General features: G+C 43.9%; 17 protein-coding genes. 6 read left to right on the top strand and 11 right to left on the bottom strand.

Annotation, left to right across the window (positions count from 1 at the left end; genetic code table 11):
* The 7 genes from ispG to AAFX28_RS12185 form a co-directional block, all read right to left on the bottom strand.
* On the bottom strand, nt 1–1119 hold the full coding sequence (ispG, locus tag AAFX28_RS12215) for a flavodoxin-dependent (E)-4-hydroxy-3-methylbut-2-enyl-diphosphate synthase (protein ID WP_408688001.1): 1119 nt from the start codon (nt 1117–1119) through the stop codon (nt 1–3).
* Between the two features lie 8 nt (nt 1120–1127).
* On the bottom strand, nt 1128–2093 hold the full coding sequence (rodZ, locus tag AAFX28_RS12210) for a cytoskeleton protein RodZ (protein WP_408687999.1): 966 nt from the start codon (nt 2091–2093) through the stop codon (nt 1128–1130).
* A gap of 318 nt (nt 2094–2411) precedes the next feature.
* A complete protein-coding gene (locus AAFX28_RS12205; protein ID WP_408687998.1) occupies nt 2412–3536 on the bottom strand; it encodes a bifunctional tRNA (adenosine(37)-C2)-methyltransferase TrmG/ribosomal RNA large subunit methyltransferase RlmN in 1125 nt (374 codons plus the stop codon).
* A 270-nt stretch (nt 3537–3806) separates the two neighbouring features.
* A complete protein-coding gene (gene csdE / locus AAFX28_RS12200) occupies nt 3807–4238 on the bottom strand; it encodes a cysteine desulfurase sulfur acceptor subunit CsdE (RefSeq protein WP_408687996.1) in 432 nt (143 codons plus the stop codon).
* A gap of 20 nt (nt 4239–4258) precedes the next feature.
* Nucleotides 4259–5068, bottom strand: coding sequence for a tRNA cyclic N6-threonylcarbamoyladenosine(37) synthase TcdA (gene tcdA / locus AAFX28_RS12195; RefSeq protein ID WP_408687994.1), 810 nt, complete (start codon nt 5066–5068; stop codon nt 4259–4261).
* A gap of 68 nt (nt 5069–5136) precedes the next feature.
* Nucleotides 5137–6240, bottom strand: coding sequence for a murein transglycosylase A (mltA, locus tag AAFX28_RS12190; RefSeq protein WP_408687992.1), 1104 nt, complete (start codon nt 6238–6240; stop codon nt 5137–5139).
* Between the two features lie 80 nt (nt 6241–6320).
* Nucleotides 6321–6713, bottom strand: a complete 393-nt coding sequence (locus AAFX28_RS12185) for a DUF2850 domain-containing protein (RefSeq protein WP_408687990.1) — start codon at nt 6711–6713, stop codon at nt 6321–6323.
* A 224-nt stretch (nt 6714–6937) separates the two neighbouring features.
* On the opposite strand from AAFX28_RS12185, the gene argA reads away from it, so the two are divergent.
* Both argA and AAFX28_RS12175 read left to right on the top strand, forming a co-directional pair.
* The gene (gene argA / locus AAFX28_RS12180; RefSeq protein WP_408687988.1) at nt 6938–8275 is read left to right on the top strand and encodes an amino-acid N-acetyltransferase; all 1338 of its coding nucleotides are present in this window, start codon (nt 6938–6940) and stop codon (nt 8273–8275) included.
* A gap of 264 nt (nt 8276–8539) precedes the next feature.
* Entirely contained in the window at nt 8540–8716 is a 177-nt protein-coding gene (locus tag AAFX28_RS12175) for a hypothetical protein (protein WP_004413096.1), read from the top strand.
* 21 nt (nt 8717–8737) lie between these two features.
* Here the strand turns inward: AAFX28_RS12175 and recD are convergent, their stop codons facing one another.
* The 4 genes from recD to AAFX28_RS12155 form a co-directional block, all read right to left on the bottom strand.
* The gene (gene recD / locus AAFX28_RS12170) at nt 8738–10861 is read right to left on the bottom strand and encodes an exodeoxyribonuclease V subunit alpha (protein WP_408687986.1); all 2124 of its coding nucleotides are present in this window, start codon (nt 10859–10861) and stop codon (nt 8738–8740) included.
* Nucleotides 10861–14478 (bottom strand): exodeoxyribonuclease V subunit beta, encoded by a 3618-nt coding sequence (recB, locus tag AAFX28_RS12165; protein WP_408687984.1) that lies wholly within the window; start codon nt 14476–14478, stop codon nt 10861–10863. Before recB ends, recD begins: the two co-directional genes overlap by 1 nt.
* Before the next feature lie 297 nt (nt 14479–14775).
* On the bottom strand, nt 14776–18240 hold the full coding sequence (recC, locus tag AAFX28_RS12160) for an exodeoxyribonuclease V subunit gamma (protein WP_408687982.1): 3465 nt from the start codon (nt 18238–18240) through the stop codon (nt 14776–14778).
* A 94-nt stretch (nt 18241–18334) separates the two neighbouring features.
* Complete coding sequence (locus AAFX28_RS12155) at nt 18335–19303, bottom strand: TDT family transporter (protein WP_408687980.1); 969 nt, start codon at nt 19301–19303, stop codon at nt 18335–18337.
* A gap of 104 nt (nt 19304–19407) precedes the next feature.
* Here AAFX28_RS12155 and AAFX28_RS12150 point away from each other — a divergent pair, with 104 nt between their 5' ends.
* The 4 genes from AAFX28_RS12150 to AAFX28_RS12135 all read left to right on the top strand — a co-directional run bounded on the left by AAFX28_RS12150 (nt 19408) and on the right by AAFX28_RS12135 (nt 22610).
* Entirely contained in the window at nt 19408–20301 is an 894-nt protein-coding gene (locus AAFX28_RS12150; protein ID WP_408687978.1) for a LysR family transcriptional regulator, read from the top strand.
* Nucleotides 20302–20403: 102 nt separating this feature from the next.
* A complete protein-coding gene (locus AAFX28_RS12145; protein ID WP_408687976.1) occupies nt 20404–20706 on the top strand; it encodes a YebG family protein in 303 nt (100 codons plus the stop codon).
* Between the two features lie 146 nt (nt 20707–20852).
* Nucleotides 20853–21596 carry a copper homeostasis protein CutC gene (locus AAFX28_RS12140; RefSeq protein WP_408687974.1) on the top strand — a complete coding sequence of 248 codons (744 nt, stop codon included), beginning with the start codon at nt 20853–20855 and terminating at the stop codon, nt 21594–21596.
* Nucleotides 21597–21662: 66 nt separating this feature from the next.
* Nucleotides 21663–22610 (top strand): LysR family transcriptional regulator, encoded by a 948-nt coding sequence (locus AAFX28_RS12135; protein ID WP_408687972.1) that lies wholly within the window; start codon nt 21663–21665, stop codon nt 22608–22610.
* Nucleotides 22611–22691: the final 81 nt, after the last annotated feature.

Genomic DNA, 22691 nt, shown 5'->3' with positions numbered 1-22691 from the left:
TTAGTCTTCTTGTTTGATATCGATGCGATTTGCTTCGTCGAGTACCGACGCCTTAGCTCGAATCTTCGCTTCTAGCTGGTTGACTAGATCTTCGTTATCAAAACGCTCTTTCTGACGTTTACCGTCTTCGTAGAAAGCGCTCTTCTTATTACTACCCGCCAAACCTAGGTGAGAGACTTCAGCTTCACCCGGTCCATTTACAACACAGCCGATGATCGATACATCCATTGGTGTGATCACATCTTCTAAACGTTGTTCTAGGGCGTTTACCGTGCCAATAACATCAAACTCTTGGCGAGAACAACTCGGACACGCAATAAAGTTAATGCCGCGAGAACGAATACGCAGTGACTTCAGAATATCGAAGCCCACTTTGATCTCTTCAACAGGGTCAGCTGCAAGAGAAATACGTAATGTATCACCAATACCTTCCGCGAGAAGCATGCCCAGACCAACTGACGACTTCACTGCCCCAGCACGCGCACCACCAGCTTCGGTAATACCTAAGTGAAGTGGCTGATCAATTTTCTTAGCTAGTAAGCGGTATGAATCTACTGCAAGGAATACATCTGACGCTTTTACACTTACTTTGAATTGATCAAAGTTGAGGCGGTCAAGAATATCCACATGACGCATTGCTGACTCTACCAATGCTTCTGGTGTTGGCTCGCCATATTTCATCTGGATATCTTTTTCCAGAGAGCCGCCATTTACACCGATGCGAATTGGGATGTTTTTGTCACGAGCGCAGTCAACAACTGAACGAATGCGATCTTCGTTACCAATGTTGCCTGGGTTAATGCGCAGACAATCCACACCGTACTCAGCGACTTTCAGCGCGATTCGGTAGTCAAAATGAATATCCGCTACGAGTGGGATATTCACTTGTTGTTTAATCTGTTTGAACGCTTCAGCTGCGTCCATAGTTGGAACAGACACGCGAACGATATCTGCACCCACATTTTCTAGTGCTTTGATTTGAGCAACAGTCGCCGCAACGTCTGTTGTTCTGGTGTTTGTCATTGACTGCACCGCGATTGGTGCGCCATCACCAATAGGCACATCGCCCACGTAGATACGAGTCGATGGGCGACGTTTGATCGGAGATTCGTATTGCATAGTAATTTCTAAGGTAAGTTGAATCTTGCTACTTTGCCTGAAGTATACCCAGAAAGGTCGACAGGTTCACTCGCTAATGTCATTGAAACGTTTTCAGGTGCACCTAAAATAACGCTATATGGCATATTTCCGGTCAGATCTAAACTTTGACCTGCTTTTTTCACACCAGTAGACAGTGTTTTTCCGGTTGCATCTTTCACCTGAATCCAGCAGTCATCGCTAAATGACATCGTCAAAAGATTTTTAACAACTTCTGGTTCTTGCACTTGCTGCTCAACTGGCTCAGCAGGTTGCTCCGGTTGTATTACTTCAGTGGTAGTCGTTTCTTGAACTGGTTCTTCTACAGGCTCAGCAATGATTTGTGTGCCAGAAGTAGCCTCTGCAGTTTGTTTTGCTTCAGCTTCTATAATTTCTTCGATGTTACTGTCAGTCGCAACGACTTTAGGCTCTTCAGCTTCAAGCGTAGTGAAGTCGAGAGCCATATCACTTTCTTGCATCTGTTCAATTTTAAGCTCTTGCTCAGTTTCACTGGTCAGCGCCACCATACTCGTTTCTTGGTTCTGCCACCACCAGAGCGAAGAGATACCGGCAATAACTGCAAATATGCCCCAAGTCAGAGTCATAATGCGGCTATCATGCTTTTCTCGATTGGTTTGACGAGAGAAACTTTTCATTTCTTGCTCTTCATGCTGAGTCTCAGTGCAACCATCTAGCGCACATAAGACTACCGACTCTTCAATCCCAACCGCACGTGCGTATGAACGCAGATAACCACGGGTGAATGTTGCGACCTGGTCAGAAGCAAAATCATTATTATCAATGTTTTCAATAATTGAAACGCGTAAGCGTAAACGATCGGCAACTTGCTTTTGGCTTAAACCCAGTTCTTCACGTTTATTTTTCAGGATAGTTCCCGCTTCAACTCTTTCTACATTTTCTTCGTTATTCACTGGTGCTTGTTGTTCAGCAGTCATGATTAATTCAATCTCTTTGGTTAGAGCTTGTCTGTTACGCCTTAGTTATTCATTTTTGTTGTACGTCAAACAAACTCAAAAATTAGTAGGAGGACACACCCTCACAGCTCAATACTCACGCTTCACTCAATAGACAGGGAATTACCCTAAAGCGTTAACCCTTAATTCTAATAGATATCTTAGCCGAAACAACATAGACAAAGTGCATAATTTACAAGCAGCTCAAGGTTTTTCGATAATTTGACAAAGAGATCGCTACAGGATGTAACGAAAAAGCCAGAGCTAGGCTCTGGCTTTAGAAATAATTGGCATGTTTTATTAAACAGCTTTCACATCAATAGTTTCGCCTTTTGCGGCCTTATTGATTGCCGTACGCTTTGTGCGGTCAATAACGTCACCAACAAGCTGACCACAAGCGGCATCGATATCATCGCCACGCGTCTTACGAACAGTTACTGTATGATCATATTGCATTAACGTTTTCTGGAAACGGTCAATACGAGAATTGCTTGGTTTCTTGTATGGTGAACCTGGGTACGGGTTGAACGGAATCAGGTTGATCTTACATGGCGTATCTTTTAGCAACTCTGCTAATTCACGCGCATGGTCCATATCATCGTTAACGTGATCCAATAGCACATACTCTACTGTCACTTTACCGCGGTTAGCGTTTGACGACTGAATGTAGCGACGAACAGATGCTAGGAAATCTTCAATATCCCAACGATCGTTAATCGGCATAATTTGGCTACGCAATTCATCATTTGGGGCGTGTAGAGAAATAGCGAGGGCTACGTCAATTTTACCCGTCATTTGATCAAGGCCAGAAACAACACCTGATGTTGAAACTGTCACTCGACGCTTGGATAGACCGAAACCTAGATCGTCTAACATTAGTTCTAGTGCTGGAATCAGGTTCTTCATGTTGAGTAGAGGCTCACCCATTCCCATCATTACAACGTTAGTAATTGGGCGACGGCCTGTTTCTTTCTCTAAACCAATTTCGCGTGCAGCACGCCAAACCTGACCAATAATTTCAGATACTTTTAGGTTACGGTTAAAACCCTGCTGAGCAGTTGAGCAGAACTTACATTCTAGTGCACAACCTACCTGAGAAGAGACACAAAGAGTCGCACGGTCATCTTCTGGGATGTATACCGTTTCAACATCTTGATCGCCTACTTTCATCGCCCACTTAATCGTGCCATCCGATGAGTGTTGAGCTTCCGCTACAACTGGCGCTTTAATCTCACAACGATGAAGCAGTTTCTCACGAAGTTTCTTGTTAATGTTGGTCATGTTATCGAAGTTATCGACACCGAAATGGTAGATCCACTTCATTACTTGATCTGCGCGGAATGCTTTTTCGCCGAGCTCCTCAGCAAAAAACTTACGCATACCTTGACGATCAAAGTCGAGTAGATTGATTTTTTCAGTGGTCATGTGGCCTCTCAAACGACGGAACATTAATTAAGGGCGCGAATTGTACAGCCTTTACGCAGTGACAACAAGCGTTGTAAAGCCATGTATTTACTAAGGCGTTAATATAGTGGTGATTATTTTTTAATCAAACTAAAACATGGGATATGAAAACTGAGGAGATTCCCGACCGCGCGCATTCTTCGCTATCGGGAATGACAGGATATTGGTTGTCATCAGAAGAAAAATCGTCATCTCCAAGAGGGAGAAGCAATCAAGTTAGAGGCTTCTGATTTATTCTGCTGTCGTTTGCTTTATCTGTTCCACAATCGCTTTCAAGCCATTGCCACGAGAAGGGCTTAGATGGGCGATTAAGCCGAGCTTTTCAAAGTACGAGTCAATATCGAACGTTTGAATCTCTGATGCCGACTTGCCATCATAAGCCGCCATAACCAGCGCAATCAATCCACGTACAATACGAGCGTCAGAGTCAGCGCAGAAATACCATTGGCCATTTGCTTCCTGACTGACTAGCCAAACAAGACTTTCACAACCAGATACCGTCACCTGCTCAGACTTCAGGTCATCAGGCATTTTAGGGAGCTTTTTACCCCACTGAATCACCTGGCGATAACGGTCTTCCCAACCTTTAAACTCCTGCATTACAGCTACGACATCATCAGCTTTGATGTCAGAACCAAATGGAGATAATGGAAACGGTGACATAGAACTCTCCTCGCAGATGATTATTTTGCGTATTTAAGTAGTAGCTTTTCAACGATGCGCGATACTGCAACAAAACCAAATGTTGCTGTCACGACTATTGCCGCACCAAAACCACTCGCACAGTCCATTCGTTTTGGACCTTCTGCCGTCGACTTAACACCACATACACTGCCATCTGGTTGAGGATACTTTAGCTGCTCTGTTGAGAACACACATTCAATACCAAACTTACGCGCAGGGTTTGTAGGAAAGTTATGGTGACGACGCAATGTGTCTTTGATCTTTTTCGCTAATGGGTCTTGGATAGTCTTAGTCAGATCCGCCACTTTAATTTGAGTAGGATCGATTTGGCCACCAGCACCACCCGTGGTAATGACTTTAATTTTGTTACTGCGGCAGTAAGCTAATAATGAAGCTTTCGCTTTTACACTATCAATCGCATCCAACACGTAATCATACTCTTTACTCAAATACTCATGTTGGTTGTCCGGCGTAATAAAATCATCAATCAAATTAACCTTACACTCAGGGTTAATTAGCTTAACGCGCTCTGCCATTACTTCAATTTTGCTTTGGCCAACAGTCCCTGACATCGCATGGATTTGACGGTTAATGTTAGTCACACATACATCGTCCATGTCGATCAAAGTCAGTTCACCAACACCAGTGCGAGCAAGAGCTTCAACCGCCCAAGAACCGACACCACCGATACCAATCACACAAACGTGTGCCGCACGCAATATCTCAACCTCGCTATTGCCATAAAGACGACGAGTACCACCAAAACGTTGGTTGTAATTATCTGAAGCTGGAGTGTCGAGTTCGCGCATATTGATTTTCCGCTTGGTACAAAAAGAAAGAGTGCGATTTATACGCACTCTTAAGGTAAAAGTCTAGGTTATTGCAGCTTCTCTGGCGGTAGTGCCCAAGGAGCTTGTGTCGCCGAACCGTCTAGGCCCAACTTCCACACTCGCCCAAAGTGCTTATAGTGGCCAGCTTCAGTCCCTGCTCTTGGGCCCATACCATGGTAAAGGTCCAAGTGATTCTGTTTCACTGCACCACCAGTATCAAGCACAATCAACAAGCGAAGTTGGTGCGCCCCACTCCAAGTCCCATCAGGTTTTAATAGTGGCACTTCAGCTAAAATTGGCGTTCCCATTGGGAATATCGAACGATCGCCAGCTACTGAAGCCATAGGTAAAAGAGGGATACCCGCAGAACCTGTCACTGGAGCATCGGCACGCGGCTCAAAAAAGACAAACGAAGGGTTCTGTTCTAACAGCTCTTTCACCGTCGCTTCGTCATTTTCAAGCACCCACTCTTTGATGGCTTTCATTGACATTTTTTCACGAGGGACGAGATCGCGTTCAATCAACACACGACCAATACTGACATACGCTTTGTTGTTTTTGCCACCGTATGCGAAGTACTCCAATGTGTCATCATCTTCGAAATGTACAAAGCCACTACCCTGAACTTCCATTAAAAATGGGTCAATCATATTCGCAGCATAACCAAGCTCTAGGCCACGACCTTCTAATGCACCATCATATATTTGAGCACGCGTAGGACAGTCACTTTCACAATCTGGTTTGGCATAGACTGGGTACTTAAATTTTTCATTTGGCTCATGACGCAGTTCCATTACCGGAGAAAAGTAGCCCGTAAAAAGGACATTCCCTTTTTTGTCACCACCACCAAGTTGAGCGGTTTGAATACCAAAGTTAGCTAAGTCTGAAGGGTCGCCACTTTGCAAAACCCACTCATTAAGCTTTTCATATAGAGGCTGATAAATCTTCGCCATGGAAGGAGAGTTGCTCACGACTTGATCAGCTTGTCGATGGAACTCCGTAAAGTCTCTTGGTTTATCAGACTCAACAGCAACAGATTTATTTAAGATGGTATTAAACTCTTGATCTGTATATTGCTGAGCGCGATCGGTAGGTTGAGCACAGCCAAAAAGAACGGTAGCGGCTGCTAATGGAAGATATTTTTTAAACACTTAGTTTGATCCCTATCAAGCGATGCTGTGAGCATGACAAACTTAGCGAAAATACGCAATCAAGCAGTGGTTAATGAATGTTATTTTTGGATTTCTCTGACACGGAAAACGGGTTGATAGTGAGGCTCAGAGATCTGTCTCATTTCTGTAAACTTTTCATTCAGTACCATAAAGCGGCGAACCTCTTCACCAACACTGTATTCCAAGTAGGTTCCGTCCCAGTGATACTGTGTTGCGACAATCCCACCATCAATGGTTACTCCCGTAGGGCTAAGTACAAATTCACTCGCAGCGTAAGACGCTACATCTTGCTCTACCCAAGTGCCATAAACATTAGACTTTGGATAGGTAACCGAGAGATAGTGGTCATACAGTTGACCACCCAGCATCACCGCCGTAATAGCCGCTATTAATGCACCAACAATAAATGTGCGCTCGACTAATTTCTTCTTTCCGCTTAACGAACTATCCACGTTATTTTTTACCGCTGAATTCAGAATACATACTCCAATATTATAACCCTTAACTATCAATAGACAGTTATCTGACAATTTAAACAATAAGTACTACTTATATCTCGTCCCTTTACGATAAACAACATGACATACAGATTCAGTCAAGATAACAAAAAACGCTTGCTGACACTCGAATAAAATTGCAGTATATCTGTATATAAATTCACTTAATGGATAATGTTGTGAAAATTCGTAGTACCGCTCTAGTTAAAGGGTTTAGACAATCCGCGCCCTATGTTAATGCTCACCGTGATAAAACCATGGTTGTCATGCTTGGTGGTGAAGCGGTAGCGGATGGAAACTTTGCCAATATTATCAGTGATCTAGCTCTGCTACATAGCTTAGGTGTGAAAATTGTTCTCGTTCATGGAGCGCGACCACAAATTAATCATCTTTTTGAGCAAAATAACCACTCAACGCCTTACCACAAAGGTATTCGGGTTACTGACGAAACTTCACTCAACTATGTTATGCAAGCGGCTGGCCAGCTGCAGTTGGCCATTACAGCACAACTCTCGATGAGTTTGAGTAATACCCCTATGGCAGGGACACAACTTAACGTCGTCAGTGGTAATTTTGTTATTTCACAACCTTTAGGCATCGATGATGGTGTCGACTATTGCCACAGTGGTCGTATTCGTCGCATTGACGTAGAAGGCATCAACCGAATGCTCAACCAAGGTTCAATTGTCCTACTTGGCCCGATAGCAAGCTCTGTTACTGGTGAATCGTTCAATCTGTTATCTGAAGAGGTCGCAACTAAGGTAGCGATCAAACTCAAAGCAGACAAACTGATCGGCTTCTGTTCCGAACAAGGGATCATTGATGAAGATGGCAATGCGGTCGCAGAGCTGTTTCCTAAAGATGCAGAGAAAATGCTGTCGAATTTAGAAAGTCAAAGCGACTCTGATGCAGAGAATTCTTCAGGGACATTACGATTCTTACGAGCTGCCACAGCCGCGTGTCGTGCTGGCGTGCCACGTAGTCACCTGATCAGTTACAAAGTGGATGGCGCACTTATCCAAGAGCTGTTCTCACTAGACGGGATTGGTACTCAAGTCGTCGAAGCCAGTGCAGAGCAAGTTCGTGTGGCGGGCATTGATGATATTGGTGGTATCTTGGATCTGATCCGCCCGCTTGAAGAAGATGGCATCTTAGTCCGCCGCTCTCGAGAGCAATTAGAGCAAGAGATTCACCAGTTCACCATCATTGAAAAAGATGGCCTGATCATTGGTTGCGCAGCACTTTATCCTTATTTGGATGAACGAATGGCGGAGATGGCTTGTGTTGCCATTCACCCTGAGTACCGTGACGGAAACCGAGGATTGTTACTTCTTAACCATATGAGACTGCAATCCAAAGCGCAGGGAATTGAACATATCTTTGTATTGACTACCCACAGCCTACATTGGTTTAGAGAGCAAGGCTTCCACGAAATGGATGTGAACTTCTTACCGTCCCACAAACAAAATCTGTACAACTATCAGAGAAAATCCAAAATTCTGGCGCTCCAACTCTAACATCAAGCGTCAACAGGGAGAGTATTTAGGTAAATGTCGTGTCAATTCTTACTCTTAATACAAGCTTGCTGAAAACACCTACATTATTGCCTTTATTTCATATCGACAATTGGTTAAAATTTCAGCTTCCAATTTCGCTCATCATAGCGCGTAATTGGAAGTTAGATAGGATTCACTTTTCCACTGCGCAGGCTGATATCACAGCTTGCTAGGTTGCAAGGATTGCTTGAGGTTACATACAACGTCACTAAGAGCAAACTATCGATGAAAAAAATCATCTGTAACTCAGTACAGAGTTTCTGGGATATGGCTGACAATGAACTCCTAGAAAATCTAGATGTTCATTGTGTCTTTCCCGTCACTGAAGGCCTAAAAGCATTCATCCTCAACTATAAAGAGAAATACCGCATTCGCAGTATCTCATTCTCTTCTGCACTTTAGTTGAACGATAGCCATGGATGGTTATCCACTCACCTGTAATCGCTCAACTAACCCGCTCGCTCGCTCCGTTCGAACTTTTATTCCTCGCTTCATTACTCGATCATCGGCGTAAAAACTCAAACGCTTTTTCGCACGCGTAATACCGGTATAGATTAGTTCACGGGTCAAGATTGGGGTGAAATCTGGCGGTAAGATCATTAACGTGTGTTCAAATTCACTACCTTGAGATTTATGAATCGTCATAGCATAAGCCGTTTCATGCTCTGGGACTCGACTAGGCAATACTGACTTCACGCTCCCATCCGGCAATTCAAAAAATACTTTTAGCCTAGATTCACTTTCAGACTCATCGCGCATACAAATACCAATATCACCATTGTACAGGCCAAGAGCGTGATCGTTACGTGTCACCATTACAGGTCTACCGTGGTACCAAAGCTCATCTTGGGTGTGAATCAACTTCCGTGCTGCTAGTGCCCTTTCAATGCGATGATTTAACCCTTTTACGCCGAAGTCCCCTTCACGTATTGCGCACAACAACCGACAACGAGCAAATTGATCCAATACCGCTTTGGCGCGCTGTGGCTGAGTTTCTGGCTCACCCGTTTTTTCGTTTAGTTGCTGCTCTTCTATGCGTTTAAGGTAATGAGCGTATTCAGTCACTAAGGTCTGAATAAGCTGACTATAGTGCTGGCTATCAATCGGGTACTTACTAATATCAGCAAATTCTTTTTGCCATACCCAGTCGACCTTCTGAGCTAAGCCACTATTTACCGCTTGGGACAGCTGTCCTATGCCGGAGCGAGCATCAAATCGATAACTTTTTCTCAGCATGCATAGGCTATCGGCAATACTTGCCTGACCATTTGCACCATGTACCAAGGTGTCAAAACCTGTCAGTTTCGCAACTTGTGACGCTTGGTTATGACTAAAACCAAACTGATTAAACGAACAGATATCTCCCAACACTGCCCCCGCTTCGACGGATGCCAACTGATCCTTATCACCTAACAAAATAAGCCTAGCTTGACTTGGTAATGCATCAATCAATTTGTACATCATAGGCAAATCGACCATCGACGCTTCATCTACAACCAAGATATCTAGATGCAGAGGGTTTTCGCGGTTATGTCTAAACTCCGCACTATTCGGTATTGCACCTAACAACCTATGTAAGGTACTTGCATCAGTAGGAATACTCTCTTTCAGCTCTGTTGAAACTGGAAGCTGAGCGACTGCTTTACCAATCGACTCTGTCAAACGTGCTGCCGCTTTCCCTGTTGGCGCGACCAGTTTAATGGTTGGCTGACTGCCGTAACCTTGAGCCTGTTCAATTAATGCCGCCAGTAACTTGGTTACTGTGGTCGTTTTACCTGTTCCCGGTCCACCAGAAATCACCGCAAACTTTCGGGTCAGTGCGACAGCCGCCGCCACTTTCTGCCAATTGACGCAAGCAGACAATGGAACCAGCTCATCTAACACGTTTAACTGTTCAATAGTTGTCACCGATACAAGCTTTTGGTCTATGGTAGGCCAATCCAAACTATCTTCCGCAATCACGTCAAGATGGTCACACACCATCCGCTGACGAATTACCGGAGAGCACTCTCCAGAATTACGAGAATCAATCAAAGAATCAAATAGATAGCGATATGTTCTAGCAAACAGATGGTTAAGAAGTTCAGTCAACTTTTGCACTTCATTCGGCTTTAGGATCATAGGTGTCCCAAAGCTATTTAAACGTGCTGCCAATGTCACTTCATAGTGCCAATAACGATGAAGATACAATCGTGCTCCATCAAAAATCAGCGGCTGCGCTTCACCACTTGAACCTACAATCGGAGCACTATCTAACTTAGTTGCCCAGTCCGTCTTCACCAGTACTTCATTAAGCTCCAGTGCTGTATCTCCAAATAGCCCTAGCTTCGCAGGTAAGTCTACAGGCTGACCTTGAGCATCTGTAAGCGGTAAACAAACATGTCCTTTGCCAAGTTCACTACTGACGACACCTGCAATAAATGCCAACGCATCGTCTTGTACCTGCGCATAAATAAAACGCGCAAATTGATAATCTATTTGGCGAATATTGCCTTTTGCAGCAAGTTGTTTAAGCGTATGTAATAGAGAATTTGAAATCGAGACCATTACAGTAACTCCATTTGGCCAGCGTTATTTTGCTTGGTGTCGATGGGCTGTCCATCAATCAATTTGTCCATGTCATCAAGAAAATCAAGACTAGGTTTGGCCGAGAAAATACCATGGTCACTCGCACCATCCATGCCTCTTAGGAAGAGGTAATACACTCCACCAAAATGCTGCTCGTAGTCGTAATTTGCAATACGACTGCGTAAGAAACGGTGTAGAGCAAGTGCATAGATTTGGTATTGAAGGTCATATCGATGATCGGCCATCGCATTGCTAAGCGCCTGCCCATGGTAATAGCTGACCTCATCACCTAAATGGTTCGACTTCCAGTCCAATACATAATATTTACCTTGATGTTCAAACACTAAGTCGATGAAACCTTTCAACATCCCCTGAACTGTGTGAAACCCAAGATCGCCAGCTTTAGCTGATAGTGTGTCGTGTCGCTGAATCACTCGGTTCAAAGCTGGAGCGGCAAGCACTTCAATGGGTAACAAGAACTCCATCTCCACTAAGCGCTGACTTGCTCCTTTTTGATTAAGGCATAATTCCTTGCCATCAAGCGGAGTCGCTAAAACCGTATCAATGAGTCGTTGTAGAACTGGCAACCAGCTCTGTTCCAGTTGCTCACTTTCCAGAAGGCGAATGATGATTTCAGTATTTTCTTCACTACTCGCGCTCTGAGCAAACTCAACCTCTTCAAATAGCGTATGTAAGAAAGTACCTGGTCGGGCACCCCGCGGGAAGGTAAATATCGACTGCTCCGGCTCTACAAGATCGTCTTCATCATGTTCGTCTGATGAGTCAATATCCAAATGCATTAGGTCCGTAAAAGCATCATTACCATGATGAGAGCCCTGTTTAATTAGCCCCGAGTAACTTGTGATACGCCAGTTGCGGTCAATCTGGTTGCTCAACTCTTTCGCGGTGAGTATTTGCAGCTCAGAGTCCATTTGAGTGAAGACTTCTTGTTGTTCTTGTGGCAATGACGATAGTTCAACTGCTTCAAGGCCATCAACATGCTTTTGGATAGCCATGGTCAAATCACTGATGCCAGCTTCTTTACCATCTTGAAGCAAATAGCCCATCGCACTGTGATGAACACCAGTTGGCTCTTTCGTCGAACGACCATTACGCAGCGGTGCAGCGCCAATGAAACAACCATAAACAGCACGTGTTAGTGCCACATATATCAAGCGCAAGTCTTCTGCTAGACGCTCTTTATCAGCTTGCGCCAATGAAGCATCTTGATCTGTAATGTCTAAGATAGTTCGGTCTTGCTCTGCGTCATAATACTTGGCTTCACTCGCTTCTCGATAACTCAACACAAATGGTAAAAAGACAAGATCATACTCAAGCCCCTTAGATTTATGAATCGTAACGATCTGAACGAGATTCCTTTCGGATTCCAAACGTTGGATTTGGTCTTCGCTACCGCCCAGTCCGTTTTCTGCGTCACTTATCGCCTGAGCTAACCAGCGCAATAAGCCATGGTCACTATCAAGTTCTTGGCTAGCCTGTTGCAGCAATTCGCCGATATGCATTAAGTCTGTCAGTGATCGCTCACCACCCTCTTCTTCAAGCAGACGTTCAGCAATATGGCGTTTACTCATCACCGAGCGCAACATAGGCAGTACGCCTCGCTGAGTCCAAAGCTTGCGGTATTCTTTAAACTCATTGATGGCACTTTCCCACTCATTCTCATCGTTATTGAGTTTGTCGAGTGCCCCAGCATCAAGAGCAAACATTTCAGAGGCTAAGCTTGCACGTAAAGCTCGGTCATTTTCAGGGGTTAAGACTGCTTGAAGTAGGCGCTGTAGATCTTGTGCAACCATAGAGGTGAATACACTGTCGCGGTTTGATAGGTAAACACTTGCGATACCTTGTTTCGCCAATGCTTCTTTAACCATACGACCTTCATTACCGGTACGAACTAGTACTGCGATATCACCGGCTTGAATCTGGTGCTTACCTTTCCCGTCTTCGAAAAACGCCTGTTCTTGCTGAGCACTGGTCAACACTTGTTGAATCTGGTCAGCTGTCGCTTTAGACATTGCTTGTAGGTATTCACCTTTCGGAAGTGGCTTATCTTCAGCTTCCTGCAACCAATAAGTCAGTGCCGGTTGCTTTTGGCCCCCCATAGTCCAAATACGTTTTTCTGCGTTTGGGCTGTGGTTTACAGGGTGAAATGGAATATCTTGGTCATAGATAAATGGACTACTCGGTAAGGAAAACACTTGGTTTACCGCAGCTACCATGTCAGCACTTGAACGCCAGTTTGTCCCTAAGGTAAAGTGCGAAGAAACCTGATTACGAGCCTTAATATAGGTAAATATATCTGCGCCACGGAAACCATAAATAGCCTGTTTTGGGTCGCCAATCATAAACAGGCCACACTCAGGGTTATCTAAGTAAATACGACTAAAAATACTGTACTGCAGTGGGTCGGTATCCTGGAATTCGTCGATCATCGCCACCGGGTAAAGCTGACGAATACGCGTCGCTAATAGCTCAGCCTCATCTTGATCGATGGCAGCAGATAAGTTGGTAAGCAGATCATCGAACGATAACCACTGTTTTTGTTGTTTAGCTTTCGCTAGCATCTCTCGGCAATGTTCAATCGCATGAGCAAGAATCGGCGCTTTTAAACTGATAGGTGCCGCTAAGAAATCTTCGATTGCAGTGAATACTTGATGTTGAGGCGCACTGCCTTTCGGTGTTTTATCCGTCAAGACATTCTGAGCGAATTTCTCTAGCTTGTCTGGATAATCATAGCCCGTAGTTTCGGTCGCAGCCCATACAGACACAGCTTCTAGCCATGTTGGTAATGACTTTTTGGTATAGCTACGCTTGTTAATATCAGATTCACTAATCAAAGCTAAAAAGTCATCTTGGTGTTCACGCCATAACGCTTTTAGCTCATCAATTTTAGTTAAATTCTGTTGATGAAGATCCCCTAAACTTCCCGACATCGCTGCGACAGAAAGGCTCAATGGCGCTCCTGTCAGATAACCTGAGACATCGCTTAAGAGATTAGCTGGTGAATTCCAAATTCGACGAACTTCCCCTGCAAGATTAAGCGGTAACGGATAAAAGTTTTTACGCCAGTAGTCCGCCACAATTTGTGCTTTTAAATGGCTTTCATCCGTAACAAACTCATTGTTAAATCGACTGCCCGATTCAAATGCATTCTGCGTGAGCATTCGCTGACAAAAACCATGAATGGTGTAAACCGCAGCTTCATCCATTTGACGTTCAGCTTGAAGGAGGATGTCGGCCGCTTGCTTATGATCGACAACTTCTTCTAACAGTGGCTTTATAACCGGATCACTACTTTGGCCTCGTGCGAACGCTAAACGCGCATCATGAATTCTTGCTCGAATACGATCACGCAGTTCAGCCGTTGCCGCTTCAGTAAAGGTCACAACCAGTATTTGGTCGACCGTCAATGGCACTTGATGCTGAGTTTCAGGACTACCATGCCCCAAAAGCAACCGTAGGTATAAGCCTGCGATAGTAAAGGTTTTTCCGGTTCCCGCAGACGCTTCAATAAGCCTTGCGCCATGTAGGGGAAAAGTCATGGTATTAAGTGGAGTAACCATTGACGTTGTTGTCATAAAATTCTGCCTTTTCGCTGAAAACTTATGGATCCGATAAGGAATAAGTGTGATCCAGACTTAAAAACTGTTGTTATTCATATTTATCCTACAAAAGTTAGGATGTAATGAGATCTTTCTCACGGCAGAAACTGAGTCTAGCCGTTAGTATGCGCGCCATGTGTTGAGCAGCTTTAACGTTGCAACAAACCAAAAGAATCATGGTCCCTCTGACCTGTGGCCGTACAGCGAACGCCCTACACTATAATGATTTACTGGCGGCCACTTATTTTCCTTACTGCTCTGTTTCCAAAGACTTTATTGTAAATCTTCATTGTCTGTCGCTTCTAGGCGTGCGGTTTGCAGCACGAGCGCCGTCATTGTACGTAGCTGTGCGGCTAGCTCATCATTCCAGTTAGGCCAAATTCGGCTAATGTAAGGGTTGTTGCCTTCACCTGTCGCCATAAAGCTATCGTTGAAAGTATCCGCCATTTTCTTTAGAGACTTTTCTTCATCATCAACCCACTTACCACGACTAAAACCCGCTTCAACACAAGCAAGGGCCGTTTTAGGGAAATAAGCTAAGGGTTCAGTCATCCCTTGATAGAACAGTCTTACTAATTCAGAAAGCAGTGAAGTCGCATAGCTTGCATCTGAAATTGGCGGGTAGGCCAAATGCACCACACCCTCTTTCTTATCGTAACCAATCATATGAGTGCGTTTACTTTGCCCCATGGCTGACATCGCTAAATGATCAATCCATGCCGATAAGTAGTCTTGTGAGCGGATTTTCCCGCTGCGATAGCGTATCAACCCTGATTGATAGTGTTGGGTTAACCAACCTGTTAGAAAGATTTTCTTATCCTCACCTAACACATCAAGCGTTAACTTCACCTCTAGGTCATCGCTGGCCGCGCCACAAAGAAATGTGAGTTTATCCACCAGCTCTTCTGCTTGAACTCGGTTTGTTTCAAATTCAATATCGCCAAATGCACCGACAGGAAGTTTACCCTGAGCACGCTGTTCATCGACAAATGCCTTAATGACTGCTTTGGTGTCTTGCTCGTGATCTGCTTGTAGGTGTTGTTTTAATAGGCTGTCGAGCAAGCTATCGCGCATTTGGTAGCTTTCCAAACCGTTGAGAATGAAAGGTTCATCATCTTCCATCACAGGTAGCGGTGGCTCAAACATCACTTTCAAACGACGATTAAAGAAGTACTGGACTGGCAAGCGCCAAAAACGTTGCAGTTCAACAAGATCTAAATCGAGTGGATACGTCGCATCCAATAAGTAGTCTTGTAAGCGTTGATTAAACTCGCCACTCACCTGACCTTGACGATTGGCCGCAGGTAACCACTCCTTGGCATAGCTTGGTGAATCACCTAAAAATGCGCTACTACTGAATGGCACCATAGAGTGGTGTGTCACGAGTTCCTCTAACAAGTGCTTACCAGAATCATCACACGCTAATAGCTCATCACCTTGTAAGCAATAGTTCTGATGGCAATATTCCATAAGCTCAGAGACCAACACTGACGACACTCGCTCAGTGTTATCTTGGATAGAGCGGCCAACATAACTAATGTAAAGAGTTTGCTGAGCAGAAAGAATCGCTTCCAAAAATAGATAGCGGTCATCGTCACGACGGGAACGGTCACCAGGTTTAGTGCGACCATTCATTAAATCAAACCCTTCTGGCGGTACCGAACGTGGATAAACGCCATCATTCATACCGAGCAAACATACCGCCCTAAATGGAATAGAGCGCATTGGCATCAAAGTACAAAAGTTAACCTGTCCAGCAAGAAAACGCTGACTTACCCGAGTGCCAGACAATTTATTTTGCAGATATTGAGCAATAATGGCTGGTGCCAGAGGCTGCTCAAAGGCTGCATCGGATAACTGCTCTTTTAAGTTAGCTAATGTATCTCGAATCGACTTAAGCGCCGCTTCTCCTTCAAGCTCTACCGAGAAAAAGTCATCAAGAAGTAGAGTTAACACTTCCCGCCAATCATCAATAGATTGTGTTTGCACCAATTTTTGACGGTAATCGCTGATAGTTTCAATAAAGTGAGCCAGTTTCCCAGCCAGTTCTGCACCCAAACCTTGCACTTCGTTATAAGGTGCAAGAGTTCCTGTAGAAGATTCAAACAAACCTGCAGACTCAGGCATCGCATAGCCTAGCAACATACGCTCTATACCAAACTGCCAAGTATTCTGTGCCGTTTCAGGTAAATCAAACTCCTGCCCAGTCGAAGGGTTTAGCCCCCAACGAATCCCCGACTCTTCTACCCATTGTTTGGCGAGAATAAATTCATCTTCGGTAAGCGCAAATCGCGTCAATATCGCAGGTGTTTCTAGAAGTTCAAGTAATTCTGAGGCCAAGCAACGAGTATTTGGCAAATTAACCAACTGCATAAAGGCATTAAGTATTGGGCTTTCTTGATCAGCTGTTCGGTCAGAGATTGAATAAGGAATAAAACGCTCACCAGGCGCATTACCAAACACAGCCTGAATGGCAGGGCTATAAGCATTAATATCCGCTACCATCACAATGATGTCGCGTGGTTTTAGGCTAGCGTCAGCATCAAACATTGCCAAAAGTTGATCATGCAACACTTCCACTTCACGCATCGGGCTATGACAAGCGTGCAAGCTGATTGAAGTATCACCAAGCGTAACCACTTGTTTGTGTGAGCTGCTCTCTAATTGATTATCGTCTTGATGCTCTTCTAGGTTGAGAATGTCGGCTTGCAGTTGATGAAGCAGAGAATCGCGTTCTACATCAACAAACGCTTCTATCTCATGAGATTCTAATTGAGATAGTAGGTACATGTTATCGCGACCTAACTTACCCATCGACGCCAATAGGCTATTGCCCACCGCATCAGTATGAAGTTCATCAAGTAGGTTATCTTCCAACGAGCCTTTTAACTGTTCGCTTTCACCTTGTTGTTCTGAATGGTCTTGGTTCCAGACCACATGTTTACGATGCTTCGCTGCAAGACGAGCGAGGAACTTTCTATCTCGAACTTCACCCCAGTAATAACGACATGGGTTGGTGAACATCAAGTGGACATCAATATGCTCACCAATGGCCTTCAGCGCATCCATATAACGTGGTGGCAGTGACGTAATACCAAATACAAATAAGCGCTTCGGAAGATGTTCGAAACTGCTATTGTAGTTTTCTAGAGTATCAATGAAGTGCTCATACAAATTGGCACGATGATAAGGAGATTGACCTAAAGCGAGAGTGTGATCATAGAGTGCTTGCCACAATATAGGTTGCCACGGGTGCTCTTCTTCCAGTTCCATCACTGTTTGCCCAGCTTCCCAAGCGGCTATCCACTCAGGGCGATACACTAAATAACCATCGAAAATATCGGCAATTTTTTCAGATAGTTGATACAGCTTAGAACTGTCTTCATCTTGCTCTAAGTAGCGTTTTAATGGTTCAAACTCTGGCGTATTGAGCATACCAGGTAAGATATGCATTAACTTCCAAGTCATCGACTCTTTGTTAAATGCACTGCGGCTGGGTACATCTGGCAATACTTCAGTAAACATATTCCAAATGAAAGTCGCTGGTAGCGGAAAGTCTATGTTAGCGGCCACCCCAAACTCTTTCGCTAACTCCATTTTTAGCCATTGAGACATGCCTGGGCTTTGCACCAAGATCTGCTCTTTTTCAAATGGGTTTGCTAATGGGTTGAGCCGAACTAGCTCGACAAGTAGAGACTTTAAAACATCTACTTGGTTGGAATGGTAGACAGTAAACAAAATGCACTCACACTATTCTCGCCGTAATTAGGATTGAGATTAGCATAAGTGCACGGTTTTCTTGATAAATATAAGCTTAGAAAAACTCTACAGGTTACGAATTACTCACTAGAGCTCGATGAGGCTGATAGAAATGGAAGTACCGAATCGCAACGTAACTCACCACAATTGTCGCCATCAGTAACTCAAAACCAGCTAACCAATTTACCTGTGTCACATAATCACTAGCGACATTAACACCTTCCATCCAATCAGCAGTTTTAAATAGAGCTGTTGCACTAATCACTAGTGGGAAAGTAAAAGCTGCATAACCTGGGCTAAACGGTAAACGCATCAATTTCAAGAATGCGACATAAATAATCGATGTCATTAGAATCGCAATACCAAATAGCACACCAATAATCACAGGAGATGGTTCTGTGCTCACCGCTAAGTAACCAGCCAAAGACACACTTGCAGGCGCTGCCATAACCGCAATGGTTGGTTTCGCAGCATCAGGTACTTCATGAGTAAAGATCAAGCGATAGATCATCATTGGTAACATGATTAAATAAGAAGCCAAACCAAACCATAAAACAACATCAGCGATCCATTGCAATGCTGGCTCACCTGAGAAAGCCACATCTGCAACAACAATACCGATAGGTGGAACAAACCAACTAGGAACCATATGGTGTAGTTCAAACTCTTTTGCACGGTGATAAAAGAAACTCACAAGAAAAATGACATGTAATACTACCGCTGCTAACCACATTACATTCCCTGCTGTTGAATAAAATTGGCCAACCGAGTTAGAAACGACCATCAACCCCATCGCAAAGGTTGGTACCACGCTACCAACAACTGGATGAGCTAAATCTTTTGCTAATAAGTGACCATGAAATAAAAATTTCACCGCCAAGATAGCTAACAATACACTGCCAATACCTGCTGCAGTCCATTGTGCATAACCGTTAAATGGTGCAACGTTTTCCCAACACCAACCTAAACTGGCAATCCCTAGCGCTAAGCCTGCCATTGGAGTTGGCGCTCCCATTACTTTTGCTTTCGCTGCTTGAATCATAGTTGCCTCACAATCTCTTTAATACAAAGTAAGTTTACGCTTGCTATTCGTTCGATAATATCTAATTATTTAAAACAGTCGTTCAAACTAACTTAACAATCATTATGGCTACCAACATTTCCCTCAAACAGCTCAAAGTCTTTATCACGATTACACAGCACGACACGTTAACGTCAGCTTCAGAAGCTTTGTTTCTTTCTAAGGCAGCCGTCAGCATGGCGTTATCTGAACTGGAAAAACAAATCGGCCACTCTCTGTTTGATCGAGTAAATAATCGTCTCATACTTAATCAAGAGGGACAGAAATTACTACCATTAGCGGATGAACTGATTGCGCGCTCACAAGATATTGAACAACTGTTTGATAACGACCAAGCATTAACGGGGGAGCTTAAGATAGGAGCCAGTGACACAATAGGGAATCAAGTTGCTCCTTACCTTCTTCAAGATTTCCGAGCTGCAACCCAACACAAATCCCAGAGTCTATTTATCTCCAATTCCGCTCTGATTTGTGAAAAGCTGATCGACTATGAGCTCGATCTCGCTTTAATTGAGGGTAAAACATTACACCCTGAGCTTATTTCTACCCAGTTTAGTGAAGACGAAATGTGTATTGTCTGCGCGCCCAGTGAACCACTGGCTAGTTTAGAACGGCTGACTATTGGAGACCTAGAGAATAGCGATTGGATACTTCGCGAGCCTGGTTCCGGTTCAAGAGAGTTTTTCTTGCGTGCCATTGCGCCAAGGATTGAACACTGGCAAGAGTCATTTCAACTGAATACTACTGAAGCGTTGATCAATAGTGTTTCTGCAGGGTTAGGATTAGGCTGTCTTTCTAAACTTTCGGCAGAGCCCGCTATTAATGATGGTCGAGTTATAGAATTGGAACTTCCTCTCGATATGAAGCGACGATTCTGGCTGTTGGTTCACAAAGAGAAATACCAAAGCCCGCTGCTTAAAACATTTATCGAATACTGCCATCAATGGCGTAAAGGCTGACCACTTAGATCCCAGAATCAGTGCTTCACCTAGACTTAACTGCTCAAAAACTGTATAAACAGCCAGTAAATATTTTCAATAATTTGAGTTAGAGGACCAACCATGGCTGTAATCGTCAAGTACGTGGTAGAACGCAACGGAGAAGAGAAAATGACTTTTACCTCTAAAGCGGAAGCTGACGCATATGACAAGATGCTCGATATGGCTGATGAGCTTTTTGAGCTACTAGGTAAAAGTGAACTGCTAGAAGATGAAGGTAAGCAAGAAGACTTAGCTATGTTCCTAGCACAAAACAAAGAAGGAGTGCTTTACGCACTCGGTGCAAAACGTAAACCTGCACCAAAGAAAGCGAAGAAAGTGGAAGCGGTTGAAGATGACGCTGAAGCGCAAGACGACGCTGCGTAATCGGATTCTTACTCAAACTATTCAAACCTCAGCCCAGTGCTGAGGTTTTTCGTTTTTAGAGGAAACAAAACTCGCCATTTTTACCCTAATATCTTGCTCGTAGACTGCTAGAATAATTCATCATCTCCTTAATAGAGTGCCCCTTGATGAAATACCATATTGAAGTCTGCATTGATAATCTCGAGTCCTTACACTTAGCCATTGCTGGTGGTGCTACACGTATCGAGCTTTGCTCGTCTCTCGCACTCGGCGGATTGACCCCAAGCTTTGGTTTCATGAAGAAAGCCGCTCAAATATCAACGATTCCTGTCTATGCAATGATTCGTCCAAGACAAGGCGATTTCCTTTATGATCAAGATGATATCGATGCAATGCTGCTAGACATTGAAGCCGCTGCTGAAGCTGGATTACAGGGTGTCGTATTTGGTGTATTAAGAGCTGATGGTCATATAGATCTACCACTTGCCCAGCAACTGGCTGAGCGAGCAAAACTTTATGGGCTGGGCATCACCTTCCATCGAGCTATTGATCAAAGCAGTGATTGGCAACAAGCCCTAGAGGATGTCATTTCTCTTGGCGCAGAACGTATTTTGACTTCAGGCTTAGCTGCCAATGTAGAACAAGGTATCGAAGTACTAAAAGCCATGGTTGAACTTGCTGATGGCAAAATCTCAATTATGGCTGGCGCCGGACTTACCGCAGAGAATGTGCAAATGATCGTAAATACATCTGGGGTGAGAGAAGTTCACTTATCGGGTAAAACCACTCGTCCGAGCCATATGCAAAACGTGAGTGAAGAAGCAAAAATGGGCAACCAAAACATTGATGACTTCGTCGTTCCTATTACGAGCAGTATCGCAATTGAAAAGGTCGTCAAAGCACTCGGTTAATGTTAAAAAGGAATAAATACAGAAGGTAACGAGCCCTCTGTGGGTTGACTGAGAGTGAAGTGAGATATGGCAAAGGATTTGTTTTACAGCCTAGATTTGAATTTACTGAGAACATTTCTAGTCCTCTCGCAAGAGCTCAATATGCGAAAGGCTTCGCAAAGGCTATTTGTTTCTCAACCTGCAATCAGTCAAGCCCTACAAAAACTTCGCCATCATTTTGATGATGAGTTGTTTGTTAAAGTGCCATCTGGCTTAGAGGCTACCCACTTTGCCAATGAACTAGCAGAGCGCATCACTCCTCATTTAGATGGTTTATCTAATGCGCTAAACGCATCACAACAATTCGATCCAAGCCAATATGATGCGAAAATAAAAATTGCCCTTTCCCCTATGGTGTTGAGCTGTTTGTCTGGCACTTTATTTCATCAATTAAGAGAGCAAGCGCCATTAGCTGAAATCGAGATTGTTGGCTGGACACATTCAACGCTTGATAAGATAGGGAAAGGAGACACTTTAATCGGCGTTAACTACGACCTTGACGCACCGAAAGGCATCTATCTAAACCACCTTATCGATCTGAAAGGTAGAGTTTTTGTACGTCAAGGCCATCCACTAAATAAGCGCATCGCAGAGCCAAAAGACTTTGATGGATATGAGATTGCATCGTTTATTAACCCAGGTTGGAACGATCAGTACAGCGTTGCAGAACAAATAATGAAGTCTCAAGGCTATAGCACTAAGGTCGGTTTTCGTTCTGAAATGATCATTGCTATTATCGATGTCGTTCAACATACCGACATGTTTATGCCTCACTCCAACCTTTTCCCTATTGATCAATATCCCAATTTAAGGGCAATTGACGTCAAGATCGATGAATCCACCAAAACTATGCAGGTCTTTAGCCAATACCATTTGAAAAACCGTAACAACCCGCTTATTCATTGGCTGAACACAGAAATTCAAACGGCTCTTGAACACCAAGCAAACAAAGTCGACTCTATTCTCGCAATCTAATCCATTTAATAAGTAAAGCTTATTATCACTATAAGTAGTTTAGATTAGAACCAAGATTTCTTATTAACCATACTAGCTACC

The organism is Vibrio sp. TBV020, from assembly GCF_046056895.1.
Lineage (GTDB): Bacteria > Pseudomonadota > Gammaproteobacteria > Enterobacterales > Vibrionaceae > Vibrio.
The sequence above is the reverse complement of the archived record's forward strand: the minus strand, read 5'-3'. Positions and strand labels throughout refer to the sequence as shown.

Excerpts from the sequence above, each read along its gene's own strand:
- ispG (WP_408688001.1), bottom strand. The coding sequence starts at position 1,119 with ATGCAATACGAATCTCCGATCAAACGTCGCCCATCGACTCGTATCTAC.
- rodZ (WP_408687999.1), bottom strand. The coding sequence starts at position 2,093 with ATGACTGCTGAACAACAAGCACCAGTGAATAACGAAGAAAATGTAGAA.
- AAFX28_RS12205 (WP_408687998.1), bottom strand. The coding sequence starts at position 3,536 with ATGACCACTGAAAAAATCAATCTACTCGACTTTGATCGTCAAGGTATG.
- csdE (WP_408687996.1), bottom strand. The coding sequence starts at position 4,238 with ATGTCACCGTTTCCATTATCTCCATTTGGTTCTGACATCAAAGCTGAT.
- tcdA (WP_408687994.1), bottom strand. The coding sequence starts at position 5,068 with ATGCGCGAACTCGACACTCCAGCTTCAGATAATTACAACCAACGTTTT.
- AAFX28_RS12175 (WP_004413096.1), top strand. The coding sequence starts at position 8,540 with ATGAAAAAAATCATCTGTAACTCAGTACAGAGTTTCTGGGATATGGCT.
- recD (WP_408687986.1), bottom strand. The coding sequence starts at position 10,861 with ATGGTCTCGATTTCAAATTCTCTATTACATACGCTTAAACAACTTGCT.
- recB (WP_408687984.1), bottom strand. The coding sequence starts at position 14,478 with ATGACAACAACGTCAATGGTTACTCCACTTAATACCATGACTTTTCCC.
- AAFX28_RS12155 (WP_408687980.1), bottom strand. The coding sequence starts at position 19,303 with ATGATTCAAGCAGCGAAAGCAAAAGTAATGGGAGCGCCAACTCCAATG.
- AAFX28_RS12150 (WP_408687978.1), top strand. The coding sequence starts at position 19,408 with ATGGCTACCAACATTTCCCTCAAACAGCTCAAAGTCTTTATCACGATT.
- AAFX28_RS12145 (WP_408687976.1), top strand. The coding sequence starts at position 20,404 with ATGGCTGTAATCGTCAAGTACGTGGTAGAACGCAACGGAGAAGAGAAA.
- AAFX28_RS12140 (WP_408687974.1), top strand. The coding sequence starts at position 20,853 with ATGAAATACCATATTGAAGTCTGCATTGATAATCTCGAGTCCTTACAC.
- AAFX28_RS12135 (WP_408687972.1), top strand. The coding sequence starts at position 21,663 with ATGGCAAAGGATTTGTTTTACAGCCTAGATTTGAATTTACTGAGAACA.